Source organism: Hansschlegelia beijingensis (assembly GCF_014196425.1).
GTDB lineage: Bacteria > Pseudomonadota > Alphaproteobacteria > Rhizobiales > Methylopilaceae > Methylopila > Methylopila beijingensis.
Genome location: NZ_JACIDR010000004.1, coordinates 214078 through 238987, shown reverse-complemented (window position 1 = coordinate 238987; position 24910 = coordinate 214078). Strand labels below are relative to the sequence as shown.

The window sequence follows — 24910 nt, the reverse complement described above, 5'->3', positions numbered from 1 at the left end:
CGGGCGCGGCGCTCGGTCTTCACCCGGCGACGCGGGGCGAGAGCAGGTCTTCGAGGCCGATGTTGCGGAACATCTCGCGGCGCACCCGGTCCCCGACCGCGAAGACGACGTCGGCGCCGTCCTGGGAGGGGTCGACATGCACGCGGAAGGGGCGCTTGCCGTGCGGCGCGTCGACGATGTCGACGATCGCGCGCGCGACGTCGGCGACATCGGCGTCCGCGGGCTCGAGCGCGGCGAGCCGGGCCATGACCTGCTCGGGCACGCCCTTGTAGGGACCGGCCGCGTAATCGGCGGCCCGCGCCTCGTCGGCGGGCGCGCCGGCATGCGCGAAATGGCTGGTGCCCTTGGTGAAGGCGCCGGGCGCCAGGATCGTCGTCTCGATCCCGTAGCGCGACAGCTCCGCGGCGTAGGACACCGCGACGGAGTCCATCGCGGCCTTCGCGGCGAAGTACGGCGCGAGGTAAGGCGGCGTGCCGCCCCGCGCGCTGCTCGACCCGATCCACAGCAGCAGGGACTGGCCCCGGCTGCGCAGATGAGGCAGCGCCGCGCGGTTGACGCGCTGCGTTCCGAGCACGTTCACGTCGTAGAGAGAGGCGAACTGCTCCGGCGTGAAGGCCTCTGTCGGCCCGAACACCATATGCCCCGCGTTGTGGATCAGGACGTCGATCCGCCCCGCCTCGCCGAGGACCGCATCGATCGCGGCGTCGGCCGAGTCCTGGGACAGCACGTCGAGTTCGACGGTGCGCAGGTCGACCGATGTCTCCGCCGCGTAGGCGCGCGCGGCCTCGACCTGAGGGGCATTGCGCGCCCCGGTCGCGCGCATCGCCGCATAGACGGTGTGTCCGGCGTCCGCGAGACGACGCGCGCCGAGCGCCCCGAAACCCGAGGACGCGCCCGTGATGAGGATGACCTTGCTCATGGCTGCGCCTTTCGCGATTGCATCCGCGAACGGCCGGACGGACGCCCGGTCGATCGGCTCTTCGTTCAGACCATTCCGCCGTTGGCGCGCAGCGTCTGGCCGTTCACCCAGCCGCCATCGGGGCCAACGAGAAACGAGACGGTCGCGGCGATGTCCTCGGGCTGGCCGAGGCGCTCGAGCGGGTTCATTTTCGCCATGCGGTCGATGAGCTCCTGCGGCTTGCCGTCGAGGAACAGCGCGGTCGCGGTCGGACCCGGCGCGACGGCGTTCACGGTGACCCCCCGGCCACGCATCTCCTTGGCGAGGATCGCCGTCATGGTCTCGATGGCGGCCTTGGTGGCCGCATAGACGCCGTAGGTCTCGAGCTTGAGGCCGACGACGCTGGTCGAGAAGTTCACGATACGGCCGCCGTCGCGCAGCCGCCGGGCGCCCTCCCGCATGGCGTTGAAGCTGCCCTTCAGGTTGATTGCGATCTGACGGTCGAACAGCGCGTCCTCGCTCTCGGCGATCGGCTTCAGCGCCATCACGCCGGCGTTGTTGACGAGGACGTCGACGCCGCCATGGGCGCTCTCCGCCGCATCGAACACGCGGGTGACCGCTGCCGGATCGCTGACGTCGGCCTGGGCCGTCACGGCTTCGCCGCCGCGCGCCCTGATCCGGGCCACGACCGCCGCGGCGTCCTTATGGCCGCCGGCGTAGTTCACCACCACAGTGAGGCCGTCGCTGGCGAGGCGCTCCGCCACCGCGGCGCCGATGCCGCGAGAGGCGCCGGTCACGATCGCGACCTTCTTCCGGCTCTGCTCCATCATGTCCCGTCTCCTCCACCGGCCGCGTGACGCGGCGATGAGCGGAAGATGGACCGGCGAATGTCGGAGATAATCCTGTATAGTCCGGCATCATCATTCGGATTTCCGAACAATGGACCGATATGACGCCATGCGCGTCTTCGCCCGGATCGTCGAGCGGCGGAGCTTCACACGCGCCGCCGAGGATCTGGGACTGCCCCGAGCGACGGCGACCGAGGCGATCAAGGCGCTGGAGGCGCGCCTCGGGGTGCGCCTGCTGCAACGGACCACGCGGCATGTCAGCCCGACGCTCGACGGCGAGGCCTTTTATGGCCGATGCCTGCAACTGATCGCGGACCTCGAAGACGCCGAGACCGCGTTCGCGGGCACGAAGCCCAGGGGGATGCTGCGCGTCGAGGTCCACGGGACGCTGGCCGGCCATCATCTCGTGCCGCGGCTGCCCGAGTTCCTCGCAGCCTATCCGGACATCGAGCTTCACCTCAGCGAGGGCGACCGCTTCGTGGACCCGGTGCGCGAAGGCGTCGACTGCGTCATCCGGGTGGGAGTCCTGCGGGACAGCGACATGATCGCCCGCCAGCTGGGCGTGCTGGAGGAAGTGACCTGCGCGTCGCCGGCCTATTGCGCCGGGCGCGGCGTCCCGCGCAGCCTGAGGGACCTTGCGGACCACAGCATGGTGGGATTCCGCTCCTCCGCCACGGGAACGGTCATGCCGCTCGAGTTCACGGTCGGGGCCTCTCTGCGAACCATGATGTTGCCGGCCAGCATCACCGTGACGGGCGCCGAGACCTATACGGCGGCGGCGCTGGCGGGACTGGGGCTCATACAGGCGCCGCGCTATCGGCTGGCGAGGCATTTCGCCTCCGGCGCGCTTCAGCCGCTGCTCGAAGAGTTCCCGCCCTCCCCGAGCCCGGTCTCGATCCTCTATCCGCGCGCGAAGCAGCTTTCGCCGCGCCTCAGGGCGTTCATCGACTGGGCGACCACCGCGATCGACCTTCGCTGAGACTTCGGTCGCGCTAGGTGCAGGCGCGAGTCTCCGGCCCGCAAGTCCCTGCTCACCCCGCGAGCCGGTAGCCGACGCCGGGCTCGGTCAACAGAAGCGACGGACGCGCAGGGTCGGCTTCGAGCTTCACGCGAAGCTGGCGGATGAAGACCCGCAGCGACGTCTGGTCTCCATCGTCCTGGCCCCAGACGGCGCGGAAGAGATGACGGTGCGTCAGCACCTTTCCGGCATGCACGATCAGCTCCTTCAGAATGGCGAACTCCTTGGGGCTGAGCTTCACCTCGACGCCGTCGCGGGTGACGAGATGGCGCGAGAGGTCGACCTTGAGGGGGCCGGCGCTGAAGATCGGCTCGGCGCCGCGGCTCGCCAGTCTGTGACGAAGCGCGGCGCGCATCCGGGCCATCAACTCGTCGGTCCCGAACGGCTTGGTGACATAGTCGTCGGCCCCGAGATCGAGCGCCGTGACCTTGGCGGCCTCTTCGCCGCGGCTCGACAGAACCACGATCGGGACGGGGTTTGCGGCGCGGATCTCGCGGATGAGGTCGAGGCCGTCCTTGTCCGGAAGGCCGAGGTCGAGCAGCACCAGGTCGGGCGGAACATGGCGCATGAGGCGCAGGGCTTCGGCGGCGGTCTCGGCCTCCAGCGTTCTGTAGTCGTTGACGTTCAACGTCGCCCTGAGAAAGCGTCGTATCGGGGCTTCGTCGTCGACGATCAGCACCGTGATCTGGCTTGAGGCCATCAGGTCGCGCTCCGGGGTGCGGCCGGCTCATCCGCCGCGGGCAGCCGCAATGTGAAGCGCGCCCCGCGTCCGGAGGATACCGTCTCCGCCGTCGCGGAGCCGCCGAGCGCCTGCATGAAGCCCCTGGCGATCGCGAGCCCCAGCCCGGCGCCCGGGCTCTTACGGTCTCCGGCGGCCGAACGGTAGAAGCGGTCGAAGATGTGCGGGAGGTCCTCCGCCGCAATCCCCGACCCGTCGTCGGTCACGCTGAGGGCGACGCCGTCCGCCTCCCGCGCGCCGCGGATCTCGATCCGCGCGTCCGGCGGCGTGTGCTTGCCCGCGTTCTCCAGGACGTTCAGCAGCGCGTGTTCGAACAGCACGGGGTCGCCCAGGGCCGTCAGCGGCTCGTCCGGGAAGTCGAGCGTCACCGTGCGCTGGCCCAGCGCGGCGCCGGCGCGCCTCAGCGCCACGCCGGTGATCTCCCCGACGTCGAGGGGCTCGAACTGCGCGGCGAGGCCGCCCGCGTCGAGCTTCACGACGTCGAGCAAATTGGCGACGAATCGGTTCAGGCGCTCCGTCTCGCCCTGGGCGCTCGCCAGCATCTCGTCGCGCGTGGCGTCGTCATAGAGACGGCCGTAGCTCCGAAGGCTGGTGATCACGCCCATGATGGTGGCGATCGGCGTCTTGAGGTCGTGGCTGACGGAGGTAAGCAACGCGCCGCGCAGGCGCTCGGTTTCCGCCTGGAGGCGCGCCTCGTCGACGTCCGCGCCGAGCCGCACGCGCTCGAGCGCGACGGCCGTCTGGTCGACCAGCGCGTCGAGCAGACGGCGTTCGGCGGGGGTGAGCAGCGGGCCCGGCGCCCGGCGGACGACGCCCGCGACGCCCAGCATGCCGCGGCTGGTGCGGAGCGGCAGGAACAGCCGCCTGGTTCCGGGCAGCGTGGCCGCGCCCCGACCGGTCGGCTCGCCATGCTCGTAGGCCCATGTCGCGGCGGCGAGCTCGGCCGGCTCCAGCTCGTCCTCGGGCGGATAGGCGCCGCCGATCGCGAGCCCTCCGCGACCCGCGACCAGCAGCACTGCCTCGACCTTCAGCATCAGCGCGATCTGATGGGCCGCGGCCCACAACAGGTCGTCCTCGGCCGCGACCGCGGCGAGCTTGCGCGAGAAGGCGTAAAGCTCGGCCGTGACGCGCGCCTGGTTCCGCGCCGCGACCGTCTGCGCCCGGACGCGCGCGGCGACCGAGCTCGCAAGGACCGCGGTCAGCGAGAAGAACAGGATCGCCACCACATTGGACGGGTCGTTGACGGTCAGCGAGAAGCGCGGGTCGGTGAAGCAGTAGTTGTAGGCGAGCGCCGCCAGGAACGAGGCCGCGAGCGACGGCGCGAGGCCGTAGCGCACTGCGATCGCCATCACGGCCGGCACGAACACCAGCGAGATGTTCGGCAGGTCGATCACCAGATCTACCGCGAGACCAGCGAACGCGGCGACCACTACGGCGGCGACCGCCGCCGCATAGGCCGGCAGGGCCGGGCCGGATCGGGCGCGCGTCTCCGGGGCCTTCGGCGGGATGGTCTCGTCGCCCGCGACCGCGTGCACCGCGATCGGCCCCGATTGCTCCAGCAGTTCGGCGACGACGGAGCGGCGCGGGACCAGGCGCCATCCGGACCGCGCCCCCTTTCCGACCACGATGGCCGTGACGTTGCGGCTCCGCGCAAAGTCCAGGATCGCCTCCGCGACGTCGCCGCCGGGCAGCGTGATGGCCTCGCCGCCGAGCGCCTCGGCGAGCCGCAGCGTGTCCGCGACTCGGTCGCGCTCGACCTCGGACAGCCGGGCCTGGCGGGGCGACTCGATCGTCACGCAGAGCCAGGGTGCGCGGGCGCGGTCCGCGAGGCGCTTGCCCGCCCGCACCAGCGCCGCAGCCCCGGGCCGCTCGTCGATCGCCACGAGGATGCGCTCGGCCGCGGGCCACGGGCCCTCGATCGCGTGAGCCTCCATGTAGCCGCGCATGTCGGCGTCGACGCGCTCCGCCGTGCGGCGAAGCGCGAGTTCGCGCAAAGCGGTGAGGTTGCCGTGCTGGAAGAAGTGGCGGACGGCCCGCTCCGCCTGCTCGCGCACATAGACCTTGCCGGCCGCAAGCCGCCTGCGCAGCTCGTCGGGCGTCACGTCGATCACCTCGACCTCGTCGGCGAGGTCGAACACGCGGTCCGGAACCGTCTCGCGCACGCGCACGCGGGTGATCTGCGCGACGGCGTCATTCAGGCTCTCGAGGTGCTGAACGTTGAGCGTGGCGTAGACGTCGATCCCCTTGGCGAGGATTTCCTCCACGTCCTGCCAGCGCTTCGGGTGGCGCGAGCCCGGCGCGTTGGTGTGGGCGAGTTCGTCCACCAGAACGAGCTTCGGGGCGCGCCTGAGCACGCCGTCGACGTCCATCTCCTTCAGCGTCCGCCCGCGATAGGCGACCTCGACGAGGGGGACGGTCTCGAGCTCGGAGAGCAGCGCCTCCGTCTCGGCGCGGCCGTGGGTCTCCACCACGCCGGCCACCACGTCGACTCCTTCCCGTCGCGCCGCCTGCGCCTCGCGCAGCATCTCGAAGGTCTTGCCGACGCCCGGGGCCGCGCCGAAGAAGATCTTGAGGCGGCCGCGGCCCTCCCGCTCCACGGCGGGCAGGAAGCTCTCGGGCGAGGGGCGGATTGCGGGCATCGGCGGGAGCTTAGCGGGCTTGCAAGGCGCGCGCCCGCCTCGCGAAGGCCCCGCTCATTTGAGCTCGTCGAGCGCGAGATTGAGCGCGAGCACGTTGACCCGCGGCTCGCCGATCAGCCCGAACAGGCGCTTCTGGACCGTGCGGTCCACCAGGGCCCGCACCTGCGGTTCAGACAGCCCGCGCTCGCGGGCGACGCGCGCGGCCTGCGCCTGCGCGGAGGCCGGCGAAATGTCGGGGTCGAGCCCCGAGGCCGAGGCCGTCACGAGATCGGCCGGAACGGGGCCCGCGAGCCCGTCCTCGCTCCGCGCCTTCGCCACGTCGCCCGCGATGCGCTCGGCGAGCGCCTTCGAGGTCGGCCCGAGATTGGATCCCGAGGAGGAGCTGGCGTCGTAGCCGTTCTGGCCGGCCGCCGAAGGCCGCCCGTGGAAGTAGCGGGGGCTGGCGAACGCCTGTCCGATCAGCGCGGAGCCGACCAGCTGGCCGTTCCTTTCGATCATCGAGCCGTTCGCGGCGGACGGAAAGGCGAGCTGCGCGACGCCGGTGACCGCCAGTGGATAGGCGAGGCCGAGCAGGAGGGTGAACAGGGCCATCAGGACGATGGCGGGACGAAGCTGGGCGAGCATGAGGGTGTCCATTCAACTGCGCGCCAGGGGCGCGACGGATCTCCACTTCGTCCTCCTCCGGCTTGACCGGAGGACCCACCTCGAACGTCGAGCTCGACGCGCGGCGTGGATGGTCCGGTCGAGCCGGACCATGACGCGGTGGCTGGGTCAGGTGTTCAGGCCAGTCCGGCCGCGCTCACCGCGAGGTCCACGAGCTTGATGCCGACGAAGGGCGCGATAAGGCCGCCGAGGCCGTAGATCAGCAGGTTCCGGCGGAGCAGCGCCGCGGCGCTGGACGGCGTGTAGGAGACGCCCTTCAGCGCAAGCGGCACCAGCGCCACGATGATCAGCGCGTTGAAGATGATCGCCGACAGGATCGCGCTCTGAGGGCTGCTGAGCCCCATGACGTTGAGCGCGCCGAGCGGCGGATAGAGCGCGACGAACATCGCCGGCACGATCGCGAAATACTTCGCGACGTCATTGGCGATCGAGAAGGTGGTGAGCGCCCCGCGCGTCATCAGCAGCTGCTTGCCGATCCGCACGATCTCGATGAGCTTGGTCGGATCGCTGTCGAGGTCGACCATGTTGCCGGCCTCGCGGGCGGCGACCGTCCCCGTCTGCATCGCGACGCCGACGTCGGCCTGCGCGAGCGCCGGCGCGTCGTTGGTGCCGTCGCCGCACATGGCGACCAGCTTGCCGCCCTCCTGCTCCTTACGGATCAGCGCGAGCTTGGCCTCCGGCGTCGCTTCGGCGAGGAAGTCGTCGACGCCCGCTTCGGCCGCGATTGCGGCGGCGGTCATCGGGTTGTCGCCGGTGATCATGACCGTGCGGATGCCCATCGCGCGGAGCTCGCCGAAGCGCTCGCGGATGCCGCCCTTCACGATGTCCTTGAGGTGGACGACGCCGAGAATGCGGACGTCGGTCGCGACCACGAGGGGCGTGCCGCCCGCGCGGGCGACCCGCTCCACGATCCCGGCGAGCTCCGCCGGGACCTCGCCGCCGAGCGCCTTCACATGAGCGACCACGGCGTCGGCCGCGCCCTTGCGGATCCTGCGCGCGCCGATGTCGACGCCGCTCATGCGGGTCTGCGCCGAGAACGGGATGAAGCACGGCTCCAGCGGCCCCATCTCGCGGCCTCGAAGCCCATACGTCTCCTTGGCGAGCACGACGATGGAGCGCCCCTCCGGCGTCTCGTCGGAGAGGCTCGCGAGCTGGGCCGCGTCCGCAAGCTCGCTCGCCCGCACGCCCTCGAGCGGCAGGAACTCTGAGGCTTGCCGGTTGCCGAGCGTGATGGTGCCGGTCTTGTCCAGCAGCAGCACGTCGACGTCGCCGGCGGCCTCCACCGCGCGGCCCGACATGGCGAGCACGTTGAAGCGCACCAGCCGGTTCATGCCGGCGATGCCGATCGCCGACAGCAGGCCGCCGATCGTGGTGGGAATCAGCGTCACGAACAGCGCGACCAGAACGATGACCGGGACCGCGCCGCCGGAATAGGCCGCGAAGGAGGGAATGGTCACGGTGGCGAGCACGAAGATCAGGCTGAGACCGGCGAGCAGGATGGTGAGCGCGATCTCGTTCGGCGTCTTCTGCCGCTCGGCGCCTTCCACCAGCGCGATCATGCGGTCGAGGAAGCTCGAGCCTGCGGCGGCCGTGATGCGGACCTTGATGCGGTCGGACAGCACCTTGGTGCCGCCCGTCACCGCCGAGCGGTCGCCGCCGCTTTCGCGGATCACCGGGGCGCTCTCGCCGGTGATCGCGCTCTCGTCCACGGTCGCGACGCCCTCGACCACCTCGCCGTCGCCGGGGATCAGGTCGCCGGGCTCGACCAGCACGAGGTCGCCGCCCCTGAGGACGGGGGCTGCGATCTCCTCATAGCCTCCGCAATCGCCGACGAGCCGCTTGGCCAACGTTTCAGACCGCGTGCGGCGGAGCGCGTCGGCCTGCGCCTTGCCGCGCCCTTCGGCGACGGCCTCGGAGAATGTCGCGAAATAGACGGTGAGCCAGAGCCACGCCGCGAGCTGGCCCGAGAAGGCGGCGTCGAGGCCAAAGGCGAGATCACGGACGAACAGGATCGTGGCCACGAGCGCCACGACCTCGACGGCGAACATCACCGGGTTCCGGATGAGTTCGCGCGGATCGAGCTTGCGGAAGGCGGCGCCGAGGGCGGGGCCGATCAGAGCCGGATCAAGCAGGGAGGCGGATTTTTCCGACATGGGTTTGTCTCGAATTGCGCTCCCCTCGGCCCCCTGGGCCTGGGTCGGGAGCCCGACGCGCTGCGGCGTCGGAGGGAGCGGGAAAAGGGGCGTCGAAGGGGCCGCCGTCGGGGTCCCGGCTCGGGCCGGGACCCGTGGGGAGGCGCGGCTCAGTAGGTTCGTCCGGCCGCGGTCGCGAAGGCGTCGGCGACGGGTCCGAGCGTCAGCGCGGGGAAGTAGGTGAGCCCGCCGACGATCAGGATCACGCCGATCAGCAGCCCGGCGAACAGCCCGCCATCGGTCGGGAACGCGCCTGACGAGGGCGGCAGCCGCTTCTTGCCCCCGAGCGAGCCTGCGACCGCGAGCATCGGCACGATCAGAGCGAAGCGGCCGACCATCATCCCGATCGCGAGCGTGACGTTCCAGAACATGCTGTTCGCGGTGAGCCCCCCGAAGGCCGACCCGTTGTTCGCGGCCGCCGAGGTCGTCGCGTAGAGCATCTCGGAGAAGCCGTGCGGGCCGCTCTCCTGGAGCCCGGCCAGCCCGAGCGGGCTCACCGCCGCCACCGCCACCGCGATCAGCGTCGCCGCAGGCGAGCAGAGCAGCGCCAGCATGGTGAGCTTCACCTCGCGCGCCTCGATCTTTTTGCCGACATATTCCGGCGTGCGGCCGACCATGAGACCCGCCACGAACACGGCCACGATCGCGAACAGCAGCACGCCGTAAAGGCCTGCGCCGACGCCGCCTATCACGACCTCCCCGAGCTGCATGTTGATCATCGGGATCAGGCCGCCGAGCGCCGAGAAACTGTCATGCATGGCGTTGACCGCGCCGCAGGACGCGGCCGTCGTGATCACCGCGAACAGAGCGGACAAGGCGACGCCGAAGCGGACTTCCTTGCCCTCCATGGCGCCGCCTGCGGGATCGAGCCCAAGCGCAACGTGGATCGGGTTTCCTGACGCCTCGGCCCAGTAGACCAGGCCGACGCCGACCAGGAACAGCGCGCCCATCGCGCCGAGAATGGCCCAGCCCTGCCGCTCGTCCCCGACGATGCGGCCGAACACGTTGGTGAGCGCGGCGCCGATTGCGAAGATCGAGACCATCTGGATGAGGTTCACGAGCGCCGACGGGTTCTCGAAGGGGTGCGCGGAATTGGCGTTGAAGAAGCCGCCGCCATTGGTGCCGAGCATCTTGATCGCGAGCTGGCTCGCGACCGGCCCGAGCGCGATGGTCTGGTCGGCGCCCTCCAGCGTCTTTGCGGTCACGTAGGACGACAGCGTCTGCGGCACGCCGAGCGCGACATAGACGAGCGCGAGCACGACGCAGGCCGGCAGCAGCACGTAGAGCGTGGAGCGGGTCAGGTCCGTCCAGAAGTTGCCGACGCCCTGCACAGACCGCCGCGCGAAGCCGCGCACGAAAGCCAGCGCGACCGCCATGCCTGTCGCGGCCGACAGGAAGTTCTGGACGGTGAGCGCCCACATCTGCGAGCCGTAGGACATCGTCGCCTCGCCGCCATAGGACTGCCAGTTCGTGTTGGTCACGAAAGACACGGCGGTGTTGAGCGCCAGGTCGGGAGCGAGCCCTGCCAAGCCTTGAGGATTAAGCGGCAGAGCGCCCTGCAGGCGGAGCGCGGCGTAGACCACAAGGAAGCCCACCAGGTTGAAGGCCAGCATCGCGAGCGCATAGGCGAGCCAGCTCTGGTCCTGCTCCGGCCGGACGCCGGCGAGCCGGTAGAAGCCGCGCTCCACGGGCGCGAGCGCCGGATGAAGAAGGGTCCGCTCGCCGGAATAAAGGCGGGTGAGGAAGCCGCCGAGCGGGCGGACGAGAAGGAGCACGATCACGCAGAACAGCGCGATCTGCCCCCAGCCATTCTGGGTCATGGGTTTAGGTCCGTTGGGCGGTTCAGAACCGTTCAGGCCGCAGCAGCGCGGCGAGGAAAACGGCGGCCACCACGAGCGCGGCCGTCGCGCCGAGCGTCGCGTCGAGCAGCGGCAGGCCGAGCACGGTCATCGCCGTCACAGCCGCACGCAGGCGCGCGCATAGGCTGCGAGCGCGCCGAACGCCGCGATACCCGCGGCAAGCATCAGGATGTCCGTCATCATTCCAGGTCCCGTCGCGGCGGGGTCGCCGCTTGGGGTACTTGGCTTCGCAGCCCGTTGGGCTTGGAGAGGGCGCTTCGCCGTGGGGCGTTAAGGCTGCGTTGGGACAGCGGAGCGGCCGAGCGGGCCGACGCCGGTTCTTCGTTCTGGGCCGGTCGGACCGCGTTCGGGATCCCGCTATGGGCCGGCTGTTCTCGGATCGGCCTTGATGGTTCGGGCGACGAGCGACGAGGTCCGATGCGGATACGCCGGTCTGCCCCACGACGCCGCCGCCCCGATTTCAGAGGCGGGGGACCCGGGCGCCGGCGATCGGGAGAGGTCCTCGGTCGCCGGCGTCGTCGTCTGTTACTTCCGCACGTCCACGATGGTGCGGCCACGAACCTGGCCGGCCAGGATCGCCTCGGCCAGCGCCGGAAGGTCTTCGAGGCCGGCCACGGCGGCCGCGTCCGCCATGTCGTTCTCGGTCAGCTCGGCGGCGAGCCGCCCCCAGGCTTCCTCGCGCCGCGCGATCGGGCACTGCACGGAGTCGACGCCGAGCAGCGCGACGTTGCGCAGGATGAAGGGGAACACGCTCGACGGCAGGTCGGCGCCGGCGGCCAGCCCGCAGGCCGCGACTGCGCCGCCATAGGCCGTCGAAGCGAGGACGTTCGCGAGCAGCGCGCCGCCGGCGGTGTCCACCGCGCCCTGCCAACGCTCCGCCTGCAGCGGCTTGCCGGGGTTCTGGTAGTCCGCGCGGTCGACGATCGCGGAAGCCCCAAGCGAGCGCAGGAACGCCTCCTCGGAGCGACGGCCGGTGAGCGCCGAGACCTTGTAGCCAAGGCGCGACAGCAGACGGACCGCGACGCTGCCGACGCCGCCGGCCGCTCCCGTCACCAGCACGTCGCCGCCCGGCGTGACGCCGTGCTTCTCGAGCGCCATGACGCAGAGCATGGCCGTGAGACCCGCGGTGCCGATCGCCATAGCGTGGCGGGAGGTGACGCCGTCGGGCAGCTTGACCAGCCACTCGCTCTTCAGCCGGGCGCGCTCCGCGAAGCCGCCGGACCAGGACTCGCCGACGCTCCAGCCGGTCAGCACCACGTGATCGCCGGCGTTGAAGCGTTCCGAGGCGGAGGACCGCACCACGCCCGCGAGATCAATGCCGGGGATGATCGGGTAATTGCGCAGGATCCGGTTCTTGCCGGTCAGAGCCAGCCCGTCCTTGTAGTTGAACGACGAGTACTCGACGTCGACCAGAACGTCGGCCTCCGGCAGGTCGGCCTCGGTCAGGCGCTCGACCGCGACGGTCTGACCGCCATCCGACTGCCTGGCGACCAGCGCCCGAAACTCGCTCTCCGGCAACGTCATTCTCCCTTGGTGCTTGTGATCTTGGAGGCGTATTCGAGACGCCCCTTTTCGGCCGCCGCGTACTGATCGCGGACGTAGCGGACCAGGTCGTTGAGAGCCGCCACCGCCCGATCGGCGTCGCGCGCCTCGATGGCGTCGGCGATCCGGATGTGATGATCGACGATCGTCTTCCGGTCGCGGACCCGGAAGATGATCATGTTGCTGACGGGCAGGAGCCCCTCGACGATCGCGTTCATCAGGAAGCGCAGCAGCGGGTTGCCGGCGGCGTCGACGATCAGCCGGTGAAACCGCACGTCGGACGCGCAGAACTCCTCGTCCAGCAGCGGCTCGCTGAGCTGCAGCGCGATCTCGGCGCGCATGCCCGCGAGGTGCTCTGCGCTTCGCTGCTCGGCCGCGAGACGGCAGCAGATCGCCTCCATCTCGGCCCGGACGGTCGCCATCTGGTCGAGCGTGATGCCGCCCGCCGCCACCATCAGGGTCGCGGCCGTGCTGAAGCTCTGCGCCATTTCCTCCGGCGAAGGGCCGTTCACGAAGGTGCCGCCCGCAGGGCCCCGGCGCGAGCGAATGAGATGGCGGGCGGCGAGCCGCTTCAGCGCTTCCCGCACCGTCGGGCGCGAAACCCGGAACTGCGTGGCGAGCTCCTCCTCGGTCGGCAGCCGATCGTCGACCTTGAGGCGCCCGCTCGCGATCTCCTGCTGGATGGCTTCGGCGATCTGGTTCGCGGCTGTCGCCGTGACGATCTGGTCGTGCCGAAATACCATCGAGCGTGTTCCATCTGCCGGCGCCGCAGCATCGCGATCAGGCGCCGGAAAGCAATCCCCTTTTTGTTTGACAAATAACGATACCGGCCACCATCCTTCCGATCTGACCGGACGAAGAGCCGGCGAAACAGGGGGGAAAGCATGCGGAGCACACTCGCGCTCGCCGTGCTGATCGGAGGGGTTTCAGGAGCCCTGGCCGAGGACATGCCGACGTTCCGCGTCGGCGTCCTCAGCGACATGTCCGGTCTCTACGCGGACATCAGCGGCCCGGGCTCGGTCACGGCCGCCCGGATGGCGGTCGAGGACTTCCAGCCGGAGCAGCATGGCTTCAAGGTCGAGATCGTAACGGCCGACCACCAGAACAAGGCCGACATCGGCTCCGGCATCGTCCGCAAATGGTTCGACGTCGACAAGGTGGACGCCGTCATCGACGTGCCGACCTCGTCCGTCGCGCTCGCCGTCGCCAACATCGCCGCTGAGAAGAACAAGCTGCTGATGGTCTCGAGCGCAGGCTCGTCGGACCTCACCGGCAAGGCCTGCACGCCCAACACCGTGCACTGGACGTATGACACCTGGGCGCTCGGCAACAGCACCGCAAAGGCGGTGATCGCGCAGGGCGGCAAGTCCTGGTACTTCCTGACCGCCGACTACGCCTTCGGGCATGCGCTCGAGCGCGACGCCACGCAGGCCGTGAAGGCGAACGGCGGCGAGGTGCTCGGCCACGTGCTGGCGCCGTTCCAGACCAACGACTTCTCCTCCTTCCTGCTCCAGGCGCAGGGCAGCGGCTCGAATGTGGTCGCGGTCGCGAACTCCGGCGGCGACACGATCAACTCGGTCAAGCAGGCGTCCGAGTTCGGGCTCAGGGAGTCCGGGCAGAAGCTGGTCGCGTTGCTGGCCTTCATCTCGGACGTCCATTCGATCGGCCTGAAGACCGCGCAGGGCCTGACCCTCACGGAAGCCTTCTACTGGGACCTGAACGACGGCACGCGCGCCTTCACGAAGCGCTTCCAGACGACCACCAACGGGCGCGTGCCGACCATGAACCAGGCCGGCGCCTACGGGGCGATGACGCACTGGATGAAGGCGATCGCGGCGATGGACAAGACCGCCGCGCGTGACGGCAAGGCGCTGGTCCAGAAGATGAAGGACATGCCGACCGACGATCCGCTGTTCGGCAAGGGCTCGATCCGTCCCGACGGAAGGACCATCCACGACATGTACCTGTTCGAGGTCAAAAGCCCCGAAGAGTCGAAGGGTCCCTACGACTACTACAAGCTTGTGAGCACCATCCCGGGCGACCAGGCGTTCCGGCCGATGGCCGACGGCGGCTGCCCGTTCGTCACCGCCAGGTAGCGGGCTCGACCGCCCGCCCCTCGCCCGCAAGCGGAGCCGCGTCTTGACCTACGCCACGATCCGGGTCGAGCTCATCGACGCCGTCGCCCGCATCACGCTCGACCGGCCCGGCCGGACGAACGCGATCAGCGCCACGATGCTCGACGAGCTCGGCCGGGCCATGGACGAGATCGAGGCTGACGACGCGGCGCGGGCGGTGGTCGTGCGCGGCGCCGGGACGGCGTTCTCGTCGGGCTTCGACCTCAAGGACCAGATGGAGTTGCGCCCGACCGGCGTGACCCAGTGGCGGCCGATCCTGCGCAAGGACTTCGACGTGCCGATGCGCTTCTGGCACTGCCGGAAGCCGACGATCGCGGCGGTGCGCGGGCCCTGCCTCGCCGGCGCCTGCGAGCTCGCGCTCGCCTGCGACATCACCATCGCGTCCGAGGACGCGTTCTTCGGCGAGCCGGAGCTGAAGTTCGGCGCGGGCATCGTGGTGATGATCCTGCCCTGGATCGTCGGCCCAAAGGTCGCCAAGGAGATCATCCTGACGGGCGAGGACCGCATCGGCGCGCGCCGGGCCTACGAGATCGGCATGGTGAACCGGGTGGTTCCGAACGACGAGCTCGACGCGCAGGCCCTGCGGATGGCCCGCCACATCGCGACGATCGACCCGAACCTGGTGAAGGAGACCAAGCGGGCGATCAACCGGGCGATCGAGGCGCGCGGCATGATCGACGCGCTCGAGGCCGCGCTCGAAATCGACCTGCAGATCGAAGGCGCGGGCTCGCCGGACAAGAAGCAGTTCATGGACATCGCGCGCGCGGAGGGGCTGAAGGCGGCGCTTGCCTGGCGCGACGCGCGCTTCGCCGGAGCGGGCGCATGAGCGGCAAGCTGGCCGGCCTGCTGCACGGCTGGCTCCTGGCCTCGCCGAACCCCATCGCTGAAGCGACGAGCGGCGCGTCCTTCGCCGGCTCCGAGATCGCCGCTCTGGCGGAGCGGGCCGCCGCCGCGCTGCGCGCCGGGGGGCTCGAGCCGGACGAGCCGGTCCACGTCACGATCGCCAACCGGCCGGGCGACATCGGCGCGATGCTCGGCGTCTGGCTCGCCGGCGGCGTCGTGGTTCCCGTCCATCAATCCGCCGCGGCCGTCACCGTCGCGGCGCTGACGGCCGCCACCGGCGCGCGGTTCCGGCTCGACGAGGCCGAGCTCACGCGCACCGGCGACGCCGCGCCGCCGGCGCGCCCGGAACTTGCCGGCGCCGCGCTCATCATCTTCACCTCGGGCACCACCGGGGCCCCGAAGGGCGTGGTGCTGGGGCACGACGCGCTTGCGGGCAAGATCGAGGCGCTGGACCGCCTGATCGGCGTCACCCGCAACGACGTCGTGACGCTGCCGCTCCAGCTGATCTTCATCTTCGGGGTCTGGGCGAGCCTGCTTGCGATCCGCGCCGGCGCCAAGCTCGTGCTGGTGCAGAAGTTCACGACGCCGACCATGGCGAGGCTGCTCGCCGAGGAGACCACGGTGCTGGGCGCCGTGCCCTCGATGATCCGGACCCTGCTGGCGGGGGACGCCGGCCCCGCGCCGCGGCTGCGCGCCGTGCTGACCGGCGGCGAGGTTCTCGGCCCCTCGCTCGGCGAACGGCTCGCCGACGCCTGGCCGGACGCCGGCGTGTTCGACCTTTACGGCCTCACCGAAACCGGCTCCTGCGACTTCGTGCTCGCCCCGGCCGCGAGCCGCGAAGGCGCGGGATCGATCGGCGTCCCGACCGAAGGTGTCGACTACAGGCTGGTCCGCGACGACGGCCGCGAGGCCGCGGCCGGCGAGACCGGCGAACTGCGCATCCGCACCCCGTTCGGCATGAACGGCTATCTCGGCGCCCCCGACCTCACCGCGCAAGCCTTCGCGGACGGCTTCTTCCGGACCGGAGACCTCGCGCGGCTCCGGGCCGACGGCCGGGTCGAGCTCGTCGGCCGGTCCAAGGAGATCATCTCCCGGGGCGGCAACAAGATCTCCCCTGTCGAGGTCGAGAACATGCTCTGCGCCCACGCCGACGTGGCGGCGGCGCTCTGCGCCGGCGTGCCTGACGAGCGCCTCGGCGAGGCGATCCACGCCGTGGTGGTGCTGAAGCGCGGCGCCGCCGCGAGCGCCGACGATCTGCGGGCCTGGGCGGCCCAGCGCATCGAGCGCTTCAAGATCCCGGACGTGATCGCGTTCGCGGACGCGCTCCCGCTCGGCGCGACCGGCAAGGCCAGCCGCGCCGCGATCCGCGCCATGCACGGCCCGGCGTCATGAGCGGCCCGCAGGCGGACGAGGTGGTGCTGGCCGCGAGCGGCCTCACCAAGGATTTCGGCGGCTTCCGCGCCGTCAGCAGCGTCGAGTTGCAGGTCCGGCGCGGCACGATCCACGCGCTGATCGGCCCCAACGGCGCGGGCAAGACCACCTGCTTCAACCTGCTGACCAAGTTCCTGACCCCGACGGCCGGAACCATCCGCTACAACGGCCGCGACATCACCCGCATGAAGCCGGCCGACGTCGCCCGGCTCGGGCTGGTGCGGTCGTTCCAGATCTCGGCCGTGTTCCCCAAGCTCAGCGTGCTGGAGAACGTCCGCATCGCCCTGCAACGGCGCAAGCGCGGCGACAGCTTCGACTTCTGGCGTTCCGAACGCGTGCTGCGCGCGCTGGACGAGGAGGCGCTGGCGCTCGTCGAGGATGTCGGGCTCGCGGCCTTCGCGCGGGCGCCGGCGGTCGATCTCTCCTATGGCCGCAAGCGCGCGCTGGAGATCGCGACGACGTTGGCGCTCGAGCCCGACATGCTCCTGCTCGACGAGCCGATGGCCGGCATGGGCCATGAGGACATCGACCGGATCTCGGCGCTGATACGTCGGGCTTCGGCCGGCCGCACCATCCTGATGGTCGAGCACAACCTTTCGGTGGTCGCCTCCCTGTCGGACCGCATCACGGTGCTGGCGCGCGGGCAGGTTCTGGCGGAGGGCGATTACGCCGCCGTCTCCAAGGATCCCCGGGTGATCGAAGCCTATATCGGAGCCGGTCATGGCTGACGCTCACCGCGCCGCCGCCCCGCGGGACGCCTCGGCGCCGTTGCTCGCGATCGAGGGGCTCGAAGGCTGGTACGGCGAGAGCCACGTGCTGCATGGCGTGACGTTCGACGTCAGGCCGGGCGAGGTCGTGACGCTGCTCGGCCGCAACGGCGCCGGCAAGACCACGACGCTTCGCGCGATCATCGGCATCCTTGGAAAGCGGCGCGGCTCGATCGTGTTCGACGGCGTCGAGACGATCGGCATGCCGTCGCGCCTGATCGCCCGGCTCGGCGTCGGCTACGTGCCGGAGGAGCGGGGCATCTTCGCCAGCCTGTCGGTGCACGAGAACCTGATGCTGCCGCCGCGGGTGAAGCCCGGCGGCATGTCGGTGGACGACATCTACGCGCTGTTCCCGAACCTCAGGGAACGCAGCCGCAGCCAGGGGACGAAGCTCTCGGGCGGCGAGCAGCAGATGCTGTCGATCGGCCGCATCCTCAGGACGGGCGCCAAACTGATCCTGCTGGACGAGCCCACCGAGGGTCTCGCGCCGGTGATCGTGCAGCAGATCGGGCGCACGCTGCAGCGCCTGAAGGCCGAGGGCTACACCACCGTTCTGGTCGAGCAGAACTTCCGCTTCGCGCAGACCGTCGCGGACCGTCACTTCGTCGTCGAACAGGGCCGGGTCGTGGACATGATCCCGAACCACGATCTCGACGCCAATCTCGGCAAGCTTCACGCGTATCTCGGGGTCTGACGATGACGACGATCTTCGGCGTCTCCGTGCAGGCGCTGTCCGGGCAGTTGCTCCTCGGCCTGATCAACGGCTCGTTCTACGCAATGCTGTCGCTCGGGCTGGCGATCATCTTCGGCCTGCTCAACGTCATCAACTTCGCCCACGGCGCGCTCTACATGATGGGCGCGTTCGTGGCCTGGATCCTGCTGAACGAGCTCGGGCTCGGCTACTGGTGGGCGCTGCTGATCGCGCCCTTGGCCGTCGGGCTGTTCGGCGCGCTGCTGGAGCGCCTGCTGCTCGCGCGCCTCTACAAGCTCGATCATCTCTATGGCCTGCTGCTGACCTTCGGGCTCGCGCTCATCATCCAGGGCCTGTTCCGCCAGCATTATGGCTCATCCGGCCTGCCTTACGTCATTCCACCGGAGCTGTCGGGGGGCCAGCGCCTGCCGTTCATGTTCCTGCCCAACTACCGCGCCTGGGTGGTGGCGGCGTCGCTCGTCATATGCCTGTCGACATGGCTGCTGATCGAGAAGACCAAGCTCGGCGCCTATCTCCGCGCAGCGACCGAGAATCCGACGCTGGTCGGGGCCTTCGGGGTCAATGTGCCCCTCCTCATCACCCTGACCTACGCGTTCGGGGTCGGGCTCGCGGCCCTGGCGGGCGTCCTCGCGGCGCCGATCTACTCCGTCAATCCCGCGATGGGGGCCGACATCATTATCGTGGTGTTCGCCGTCGTGGTGATCGGCGGCATGGGCTCGATCCTCGGCTCGATCCTGACCGGCTTCGGGCTCGGTCTGGTCGAGGGACTGACCAAGGTGTTCTACCCGGAGGCGTCCTCGGTGGTGATCTTCGTCATCATGGCGGTCGTGCTGCTCGCCAAGCCCTCCGGCCTGTTCGGGCGGTCCGCGTGATGGCCGCCGCTCACGATGCGACCCCGATCGCGGCCGCCCGCCCGGCCGCGGAGGGCGTCGACCCCAAGGCGCTCCACCGCCGGATCATGATCGGGATCGTGGTCCTGCTCGCCCTGCTGCCGCTCGGCGTCTACCCGATCTTCCTCATGAAGGTGCTGTGCTTCGCGCTGTTCGCGTTGGCCTTCAACCTGTTGCTCGGCTTCGGCGGCCTGCTGTCCTTCGGACATGCGGCCTATTTCGGCATGGCCGGCTACGTTTCGGCCTATGCGGCGAAAGCCTGGGGGCTGACGCCCGAGCTCGCGATCGCGTCCGGCACGCTGGCGGCGACGGCGCTGGGGCTCGCCTTCGGGGCGCTCGCCATCCGGCGCCAGGGCATCTACTTCGCGATGATCACGCTGGCGCTGGCCCAGATGGTCTACTTCTTCTCCCTGCAGGCCAGGTTCACCGGCGGCGAGGACGGCATACAGGGCGTGCCGCGGGGCCGGCTGTTCGGGCTGATCGACCTCAGCGACGACCGCGTGCTCTACGCCGTCGTGGCCGTGATCTTCACGGCCGGCATGCTGCTGATCTACCGCGTGATCCACTCGCCCTTCGGGCAGGTCCTGAAGGCGATCCGCGAGAACGAGCCTCGCGCCATCTCGCTCGGCTACCGCGTCAACCGCTACAAGCTCGCGGTGTTCGTGCTGTCGGCGACCCTCGCGGGCGTCGCGGGCTCCACCAAGGCGATCGTGTTCCAGCTCGCCTCGCTCACCGACGTGCACTGGTCGATGTCCGGCGAGGTCGTGCTGATGACCCTCGTCGGCGGGATGGGCACCGTGTTCGGGCCGATCGTCGGCGCCTTCGTGATGATCGCGATGGAAAGCTATCTCGCGCCCTTCGGCGCCTGGGTGACCATCATCCAGGGCTGCGTGTTCGTGGTCTGCGTCCTCACCTTCCGTGACGGGATCGTCGGCATGCTGGGACGCATCCTCAGGCGTCCGCTGTGACGCGCGCGAAAGGAGGCCGCGATGGCGGATGAAACGAAGCCTTCGGGCTGGGCCGGCGCCATCAACGGCATGCCGCGCGAGGGTCAGAGCGCCGAGCGGTCGCGCACCACGACCATGCAGGACATCATCGCCTTCACGGAGATGACCGGCGACCGCAACCCGCTGCACTATGACCGGGAGCTCGCCGAGGCCAGCGTGTTCGGCAAGCTGATCGTGCAGGGCGGCGTGACGTCCGGGATCCTGAACGCGCTGGTGGCCGAGGATCTGCCCGGGCCCGGCACCGTGTTCCTCGGCTGCGAATGGAAGTTCCTGAAGGCGGTCGGCGTCGGCGAGACCATCACGGGTCGCGTCGAAATCCTGACCGTGCGCGCCGACAAGCCGATCTGCACCCTGAAGACCAGCGTGAGGAACGCCGCCGGCGATCTCTGCCTCGACGGCGTGGCGACGACCTTCACGGTCCCGCTGAAGAAGAGCTGATGAACCCGGGCGCGCCGGCTCCGGACGACGGCGCGCGGTGGCGCGTGCTGGGGCTTGTCTGCCTGGCCCTCGTGCTCAGCATGACGACGTGGTTCTCCGCGACCGCCGTCACGCCGGAGCTGATCGCCGCCTGGGGGCTGTCGCCGGCCGACGCCTCCTGGCTCACCAACATGGTGCAGCTCGGCTTCGTGGCGGGAGCGCTCGGCTCGAGCCTCGTCAACCTGCCGGACATCGTCGCGCCGCGAAAGCTGATGGCGGCGGCCGCGGCGCTCGCCGCCCTCGCCAATCTCAGCCTGCTGGTCGCGCCGTCGGTCGCCGCGCTGTTCGTCGCCAGGCTCGTCACCGGCGCCGCGCTCGCGGGCGTTTACCCGCCCGCCCTCAAGCTCATCTCAACCTGGTTCGTCCGCGGGCGCGGGACGGCGCTGGGCGCCGTCATCGGCGCGCTGACGCTCGGCTCGGCCTCGCCGCATCTCGTGCGCGGCGTGGTGGAGCACATCGACTGGCGGGTCGTCGTCGCCGTCGCGAGCGTCGCCACCCTGATCGGCGCCGCGATCTTCGCGGCCTTCGCGCGCGAGGGGCCTGCGCCCTTCAGCCGAGCCACCTTCGACCCCCGCCAGATCACCGCGGTGCTGCGCAACCGCCCGCTGGCGCTCGCGAATATCGGCTATTTCGGCCACATGTGGGAGCTCTACGCGATGTGGGGCTGGTTCCTGGTGTTCGTGACCGCGGCGCCGCCCTCGCTCGGCGTCCCGAGCGCCGCGGCGGCGTCGCTGATCACCTTCGCGGTGATCGGCGTTGGGGCTCTCGGCGCGCTGCTGGGGGGCGTGCTCGCCGACCGGATCGGCCGCACCGCCACCGCCGCCGGGATGATGGCCGTCTCGGGGACGTGCGCGCTGCTGATCGGCGTCGTGTTCGACGGGCCGGTCTGGCTGTTCGCGATCGTGGCGCTGATCTGGGGCGTCAGCGTGGTGGGCGACTCGGCCCAGTTCTCCGCGATGGCGACCGAGGTCAGCGACCCGCGCTATGTCGGCACCGCGCTTGCGGTGCAGCTCGGCGTCGGCTTCGCGCTGACGATCCTGTCGATCCGCCTCATCCCGGTCTTCGTCGACTGGGTGGGTTGGCGCTGGAGCTTCATCCTGCTGACCCCGGGCCCGGTCATCGGGGTCGCCGCGATGCTGGCGCTGCGGCGTCGGCCCGAAGCCCGCAAGATCGCGCAGGGCCTGCGGTAGGTCAGGCATGAGGCGAAGTCAGGCTCATGCGGGGAGCAGGACTCGAACCGAGCGGCGCCGCCGGTCCGACCTCGCTCCGCCGCTCTCATACCTTCGTTTAAGGTCAGGTCGCGCGGCCTCCTTCGTCGCCTTCTCCGTCATCGAAGCGTCTCGCGTTCGAGCGGGGCGAGCTGCGTCACCTCCTCCCCGCGATGCATCCGGACGCTGATGCGGAACGAGTTGCCGATCCTCTCGGCGCGATCCGCCCAGAAGGCCGCCACGGCGGGCGGGCAGAGCTCCTCGACCGTGCGCCGGAACAGCGCCAGCCAACGCTGAAAATGGGCGTCTTCAAGGTTGGGGAGCATCAGGTGCTTGCGCAGCGGCCGGCCTTCGTAGCGGCGGGATCCGAGCAGCATCGAGGTCCAGAAATCGATGATCGTCTCGATGTGGGCGCGCCACCGCTCGTCGGGCACCGCGGCCTTGAACACCGGGCCGATGACCGGATCTTCGCGCGCCGCCGCGTAGAAGCGATCGACGACCCCGCGGATCATCTTTTCGTCAAGACCGTCCGCCGACGACCCCGCCCTGGGAGACGTGACCGGGATCGGACGGGCGGAGTTTGCCAACGGGTGCCTCTTGGGTTCGCATCGACGCCTGAGAAATGGTCAAGCTGAGCTGGTCTTTCCGGGGCCTTGTTGCAAGCGGGCCGATGACCGCTCCGGCCGAGAAGCGAGCCGGCTCTCCAAAAACGGCGGCCCGAAGGATCGGCTCGTGGCATGCCAGACGGATGGCCAGCGGCCGCGATCCCTGCTAAACGTTAGAGCAGTTGAAAACTGCTGCGCCAGATAGAGACGCGGGTGAAAAGGACCGGAGCACGATTCTGCGGCGCTTAGCAGCGTGGTCGGTGACCCTGGGTCTGTGTGGTGATGTTTGGAGAACCGCTCCTGATGGGCGATCCGCGAACTTCGGTAGATTGGCCGGCCGTCATCTGCGAGGCGTACGCTGCAGAAGCGCGTCCGCCATTGACTGAGCAACTCGTCGCGCAGGTCCGCGAAGAGCTGACTCAGGCGCTCTCCGGCGCCGCCGACCAAGCGGCTCATGACCAGGCGGAGCGGGCAAACGAAGCGCTTGACGCGTTCGAGGTGGCCCTGCGCTCCGTGGTGGGCCCGCGGGTCGAGAGCCTCGACGAGCAGGCCGGCGTCGCGATCATGAAGCATCGCTCCGAGGCCGATCGGCCCCTGAGAGCGTTCGGCGGCCAATAATTCCCTACGACCGGGCCCGCGAGTCCGCTAGAACCGTGCGTCTCTAGAACCAGCGAATATGCGATGAGTCAGGCTAACGATCAGAACGTCCAACGTTTCTCGCATCCCGGCCGTGGCAGAAACGCCGCTCGTCCGGTGCCGAAGGGGCGTCAGGTCGAACCGCGCGCCAAGGTCGAGATCGAGTCGCTGCTCGGCGACCGTTCGCGCCAGCGCGACCTGCTCATCGAGCACCTTCATCTGATCCAGGACACCTATGGCCAGATCAGCGCGGCGCATCTGGCGGCGCTGGCCGACGAGATGCGGCTCGCCTTCGCCGAAGTCTATGAGACTGCGACCTTCTACGCCCATTTCGACGTCGTTCGCGAGGGCGAGGCCGACATCCCGCAGCTGACCGTGCGGGTCTGCGACAGCATCACCTGCGCGATGTTCGGCGCCGAGAAGCTGCTGGAGACGCTGCAGGCTGAGCTCAAGGGCGACGTGCGGGTGGTGCGCGCGCCGTGCGTGGGCCTGTGCGACCACGCCCCCGCGGTGGAAGTGGGCCACAATTTCCTGCACCGCGCGACGCCCGAGAGCGTCGCGGCCGCGGTGGCCGCAGGCGACACGCACGCGCATATTCCGGACTATGTCGACTACGACGCCTATGTGCGTGACGGCGGCTACGCGACCCTTAGCCGGCTGCGGAGCGGTGAGCTTTCGGTCGACGACGTCCTCAAGGTTCTGGACGACGGCGGGCTGCGCGGTCTCGGCGGAGCGGGCTTCCCGACCGGCCGCAAATGGCGGTCGGTGCGCGGCGAGCCCGGGCCGCGTCTGATGGCTGTGAACGGCGACGAGGGCGAGCCCGGCACCTTCAAGGACCAGCTCTACCTGAACACCGATCCGCACCGGTTCCTCGAAGGCACGCTGATCGGCGCGCATGTGGTCGAGGCGACCGACGTCTACATCTACCTTCGCGACGAGTACCCGATCTCGCGCGAGATCCTGACGCGCGAGATCGCGAAGCTCCCCGCCGGCGGGCCGGTCATCCATCTGCGCCGCGGCGCCGGGGCCTATATCTGCGGGGAAGAGTCCTCGCTGATCGAGTCGCTCGAGGGCAAGCGCGGGCTGCCGCGCCACAAGCCGCCCTTCCCGTTCCAGGTCGGCCTGTTCGGCCGCCCGACCCTCATCAACAACATCGAGACGCTGTTCTGGGTCCGCGACCTGATCGAGCGCGGCGCGGAGTGGTGGAAGAGCCATGGCCGCAACGACCGCGTGGGTCTGCGCTCCTATTCGGTCTCCGGCCGCGTGAAGGAGCCGGGCGTCAAGCTCGCGCCCTCGGGGCTCACGATCCAGGAGCTGATCGACGAGTATTGCGGCGGCATGGCGGACGGCCACGTCTTCGCCGCCTATCTTCCGGGCGGGGCCTCGGGCGGCATCCTGCCGGCTTCGATGAACGACATCCCGCTCGATTTCGGCACGCTCGAAAAATACGGGTGCTTCATCGGATCGGCGGCCGTGGTGGTTCTTTCGGATCAGGACGACGTCCGTGGAGCCGCTTTGAACCTGATGCGTTTCTTCGAGGACGAGTCCTGCGGTCAGTGCACGCCATGCCGCTCGGGCACGCAGAAGGCGCGGATGCTGATGGAGCAGGGCGTCTGGGACACGGAGCTGCTGGGCGAGCTGTCGCAATGCATGCGGGACGCCTCCATCTGCGGGTTGGGCCAGGCGGCCTCGAATCCGCTGACGAGCGTGATCCGGTTCTTCCCGGACCTGTTCCCGGCGCCCCGGTCGATCGCGGCCGAGTGAACGGACAAGCCGACAACGCCGCGTCTCGCGGCTCTGA

Annotated in this window: 22 protein-coding genes; 12 read left to right on the top strand and 10 right to left on the bottom strand. The window is 69.9% G+C overall.

The genetic code is table 11. The features are described from left to right. Positions 1–19: 19 nt before the first annotated feature. Both GGR24_RS13650 and GGR24_RS13645 read right to left on the bottom strand, forming a co-directional pair. Complete coding sequence (locus GGR24_RS13650) at positions 20–919, bottom strand: SDR family oxidoreductase (RefSeq protein ID WP_183395921.1); 900 nt, start codon at positions 917–919, stop codon at positions 20–22. A gap of 65 nt (positions 920–984) precedes the next feature. Continuing rightward, a complete protein-coding gene (locus tag GGR24_RS13645; protein WP_183396028.1) occupies positions 985–1725 on the bottom strand; it encodes an SDR family oxidoreductase in 741 nt (246 codons plus the stop codon). 112 nt (positions 1726–1837) lie between these two features. On the opposite strand from GGR24_RS13645, the gene GGR24_RS13640 reads away from it, so the two are divergent. Further along, entirely contained in the window at positions 1838–2725 is an 888-nt protein-coding gene (locus GGR24_RS13640) for a LysR family transcriptional regulator (protein WP_183395920.1), read from the top strand. 52 nt (positions 2726–2777) lie between these two features. On the opposite strand, the gene GGR24_RS13635 is transcribed toward GGR24_RS13640, so the two are convergent. From GGR24_RS13635 to GGR24_RS13605, 7 genes are all read right to left on the bottom strand, one after another. Continuing rightward, positions 2778–3464: a response regulator gene (locus tag GGR24_RS13635; RefSeq protein WP_183395919.1), complete on the bottom strand. Its 687-nt coding sequence runs from the start codon at positions 3462–3464 to the stop codon at positions 2778–2780. Further along, positions 3464–6142, bottom strand: a complete 2679-nt coding sequence (locus GGR24_RS13630) for a sensor histidine kinase (protein ID WP_183395918.1) — start codon at positions 6140–6142, stop codon at positions 3464–3466. Before GGR24_RS13630 ends, GGR24_RS13635 begins: the two co-directional genes overlap by 1 nt. A gap of 54 nt (positions 6143–6196) precedes the next feature. Next, positions 6197–6766 (bottom strand): potassium-transporting ATPase subunit KdpC, encoded by a 570-nt coding sequence (gene kdpC, locus GGR24_RS13625; RefSeq protein ID WP_183396027.1) that lies wholly within the window; start codon positions 6764–6766, stop codon positions 6197–6199. A gap of 155 nt (positions 6767–6921) precedes the next feature. Next, complete coding sequence (gene kdpB, locus GGR24_RS13620) at positions 6922–8958, bottom strand: potassium-transporting ATPase subunit KdpB (protein WP_183395917.1); 2037 nt, start codon at positions 8956–8958, stop codon at positions 6922–6924. A 149-nt stretch (positions 8959–9107) separates the two neighbouring features. Continuing rightward, positions 9108–10817, bottom strand: a complete 1710-nt coding sequence (gene kdpA, locus GGR24_RS13615) for a potassium-transporting ATPase subunit KdpA (protein ID WP_183395916.1) — start codon at positions 10815–10817, stop codon at positions 9108–9110. A 564-nt stretch (positions 10818–11381) separates the two neighbouring features. Continuing rightward, positions 11382–12374, bottom strand: coding sequence for an acrylyl-CoA reductase (NADPH) (gene acuI / locus GGR24_RS13610; RefSeq protein WP_246398433.1), 993 nt, complete (start codon positions 12372–12374; stop codon positions 11382–11384). Positions 12375–12376: 2 nt separating this feature from the next. Beyond that, positions 12377–13141 carry a FadR/GntR family transcriptional regulator gene (locus tag GGR24_RS13605; RefSeq protein WP_183395914.1) on the bottom strand — a complete coding sequence of 255 codons (765 nt, stop codon included), beginning with the start codon at positions 13139–13141 and terminating at the stop codon, positions 12377–12379. Between the two features lie 141 nt (positions 13142–13282). On the opposite strand from GGR24_RS13605, the gene GGR24_RS13600 reads away from it, so the two are divergent. Genes GGR24_RS13600 through GGR24_RS13560 form a run of 9 tightly spaced genes read left to right on the top strand, consistent with a single transcriptional unit; the run spans position 13283 to position 21850 of the window. Further along, complete coding sequence (locus GGR24_RS13600) at positions 13283–14494, top strand: ABC transporter substrate-binding protein (RefSeq protein ID WP_183395913.1); 1212 nt, start codon at positions 13283–13285, stop codon at positions 14492–14494. A gap of 43 nt (positions 14495–14537) precedes the next feature. After that, entirely contained in the window at positions 14538–15359 is an 822-nt protein-coding gene (locus tag GGR24_RS13595; RefSeq protein ID WP_183395912.1) for an enoyl-CoA hydratase/isomerase family protein, read from the top strand. Beyond that, a complete protein-coding gene (locus GGR24_RS13590) occupies positions 15356–16768 on the top strand; it encodes a class I adenylate-forming enzyme family protein (RefSeq protein ID WP_183395911.1) in 1413 nt (470 codons plus the stop codon). The genes GGR24_RS13595 and GGR24_RS13590 overlap by 4 nt, the downstream gene beginning before the upstream one ends. Continuing rightward, positions 16765–17535, top strand: coding sequence for an ABC transporter ATP-binding protein (locus tag GGR24_RS13585; protein ID WP_183395910.1), 771 nt, complete (start codon positions 16765–16767; stop codon positions 17533–17535). Before GGR24_RS13590 ends, GGR24_RS13585 begins: the two co-directional genes overlap by 4 nt. Beyond that, positions 17528–18268 carry an ABC transporter ATP-binding protein gene (locus tag GGR24_RS13580; RefSeq protein WP_183395909.1) on the top strand — a complete coding sequence of 247 codons (741 nt, stop codon included), beginning with the start codon at positions 17528–17530 and terminating at the stop codon, positions 18266–18268. The genes GGR24_RS13585 and GGR24_RS13580 overlap by 8 nt, the downstream gene beginning before the upstream one ends. Positions 18269–18270: 2 nt before the next feature. Continuing rightward, the gene (locus GGR24_RS13575) at positions 18271–19158 is read left to right on the top strand and encodes a branched-chain amino acid ABC transporter permease (protein ID WP_183395908.1); all 888 of its coding nucleotides are present in this window, start codon (positions 18271–18273) and stop codon (positions 19156–19158) included. Beyond that, positions 19158–20144: a branched-chain amino acid ABC transporter permease gene (locus GGR24_RS13570; protein WP_183395907.1), complete on the top strand. Its 987-nt coding sequence runs from the start codon at positions 19158–19160 to the stop codon at positions 20142–20144. Before GGR24_RS13575 ends, GGR24_RS13570 begins: the two co-directional genes overlap by 1 nt. Before the next feature lie 21 nt (positions 20145–20165). Next, positions 20166–20621: a MaoC family dehydratase gene (locus tag GGR24_RS13565; RefSeq protein WP_183395906.1), complete on the top strand. Its 456-nt coding sequence runs from the start codon at positions 20166–20168 to the stop codon at positions 20619–20621. Further along, complete coding sequence (locus GGR24_RS13560; RefSeq protein WP_183395905.1) at positions 20621–21850, top strand: MFS transporter; 1230 nt, start codon at positions 20621–20623, stop codon at positions 21848–21850. Before GGR24_RS13565 ends, GGR24_RS13560 begins: the two co-directional genes overlap by 1 nt. Positions 21851–21987: 137 nt before the next feature. Here GGR24_RS13560 and GGR24_RS13555 read toward each other — a convergent pair whose 3' ends face one another. Next, the gene (locus GGR24_RS13555) at positions 21988–22380 is read right to left on the bottom strand and encodes a group III truncated hemoglobin (RefSeq protein WP_183395904.1); all 393 of its coding nucleotides are present in this window, start codon (positions 22378–22380) and stop codon (positions 21988–21990) included. Positions 22381–22776: 396 nt separating this feature from the next. Here GGR24_RS13555 and GGR24_RS13550 point away from each other — a divergent pair, with 396 nt between their 5' ends. Together GGR24_RS13550 and GGR24_RS13545 are read left to right on the top strand one after the other, a co-directional pair. Continuing rightward, a complete protein-coding gene (locus GGR24_RS13550; RefSeq protein ID WP_183395903.1) occupies positions 22777–23091 on the top strand; it encodes a hypothetical protein in 315 nt (104 codons plus the stop codon). Positions 23092–23154: 63 nt separating this feature from the next. Then, positions 23155–24873, top strand: coding sequence for an NAD(P)H-dependent oxidoreductase subunit E (locus GGR24_RS13545; protein WP_183395902.1), 1719 nt, complete (start codon positions 23155–23157; stop codon positions 24871–24873). The last annotated feature ends 37 nt before the right edge of the window (positions 24874–24910 follow it).

Bases quoted from the DNA above. Each gene is read 5' to 3' on its own strand.
- GGR24_RS13605 (WP_183395914.1), bottom strand. From the start codon at position 13,141: ATGGTATTTCGGCACGACCAGATCGTCACGGCGACAGCCGCGAACCAG.
- GGR24_RS13585 (WP_183395910.1), top strand. From the start codon at position 16,765: ATGAGCGGCCCGCAGGCGGACGAGGTGGTGCTGGCCGCGAGCGGCCTC.
- GGR24_RS13575 (WP_183395908.1), top strand. From the start codon at position 18,271: ATGACGACGATCTTCGGCGTCTCCGTGCAGGCGCTGTCCGGGCAGTTG.
- kdpC (WP_183396027.1), bottom strand. From the start codon at position 6,766: ATGCTCGCCCAGCTTCGTCCCGCCATCGTCCTGATGGCCCTGTTCACC.
- GGR24_RS13570 (WP_183395907.1), top strand. From the start codon at position 19,158: ATGGCCGCCGCTCACGATGCGACCCCGATCGCGGCCGCCCGCCCGGCC.
- GGR24_RS13565 (WP_183395906.1), top strand. From the start codon at position 20,166: ATGGCGGATGAAACGAAGCCTTCGGGCTGGGCCGGCGCCATCAACGGC.
- GGR24_RS13630 (WP_183395918.1), bottom strand. From the start codon at position 6,142: ATGCCCGCAATCCGCCCCTCGCCCGAGAGCTTCCTGCCCGCCGTGGAG.
- GGR24_RS13545 (WP_183395902.1), top strand. From the start codon at position 23,155: ATGAGTCAGGCTAACGATCAGAACGTCCAACGTTTCTCGCATCCCGGC.
- GGR24_RS13580 (WP_183395909.1), top strand. From the start codon at position 17,528: ATGGCTGACGCTCACCGCGCCGCCGCCCCGCGGGACGCCTCGGCGCCG.
- GGR24_RS13640 (WP_183395920.1), top strand. From the start codon at position 1,838: ATGGACCGATATGACGCCATGCGCGTCTTCGCCCGGATCGTCGAGCGG.
- GGR24_RS13650 (WP_183395921.1), bottom strand. From the start codon at position 919: ATGAGCAAGGTCATCCTCATCACGGGCGCGTCCTCGGGTTTCGGGGCG.
- GGR24_RS13590 (WP_183395911.1), top strand. From the start codon at position 15,356: ATGAGCGGCAAGCTGGCCGGCCTGCTGCACGGCTGGCTCCTGGCCTCG.
- GGR24_RS13635 (WP_183395919.1), bottom strand. From the start codon at position 3,464: ATGGCCTCAAGCCAGATCACGGTGCTGATCGTCGACGACGAAGCCCCG.
- kdpA (WP_183395916.1), bottom strand. From the start codon at position 10,817: ATGACCCAGAATGGCTGGGGGCAGATCGCGCTGTTCTGCGTGATCGTG.
- GGR24_RS13555 (WP_183395904.1), bottom strand. From the start codon at position 22,380: ATGATCCGCGGGGTCGTCGATCGCTTCTACGCGGCGGCGCGCGAAGAT.
- GGR24_RS13550 (WP_183395903.1), top strand. From the start codon at position 22,777: ATGGGCGATCCGCGAACTTCGGTAGATTGGCCGGCCGTCATCTGCGAG.
- GGR24_RS13645 (WP_183396028.1), bottom strand. From the start codon at position 1,725: ATGGAGCAGAGCCGGAAGAAGGTCGCGATCGTGACCGGCGCCTCTCGC.
- kdpB (WP_183395917.1), bottom strand. From the start codon at position 8,958: ATGTCGGAAAAATCCGCCTCCCTGCTTGATCCGGCTCTGATCGGCCCC.
- GGR24_RS13600 (WP_183395913.1), top strand. From the start codon at position 13,283: ATGCGGAGCACACTCGCGCTCGCCGTGCTGATCGGAGGGGTTTCAGGA.
- GGR24_RS13560 (WP_183395905.1), top strand. From the start codon at position 20,621: ATGAACCCGGGCGCGCCGGCTCCGGACGACGGCGCGCGGTGGCGCGTG.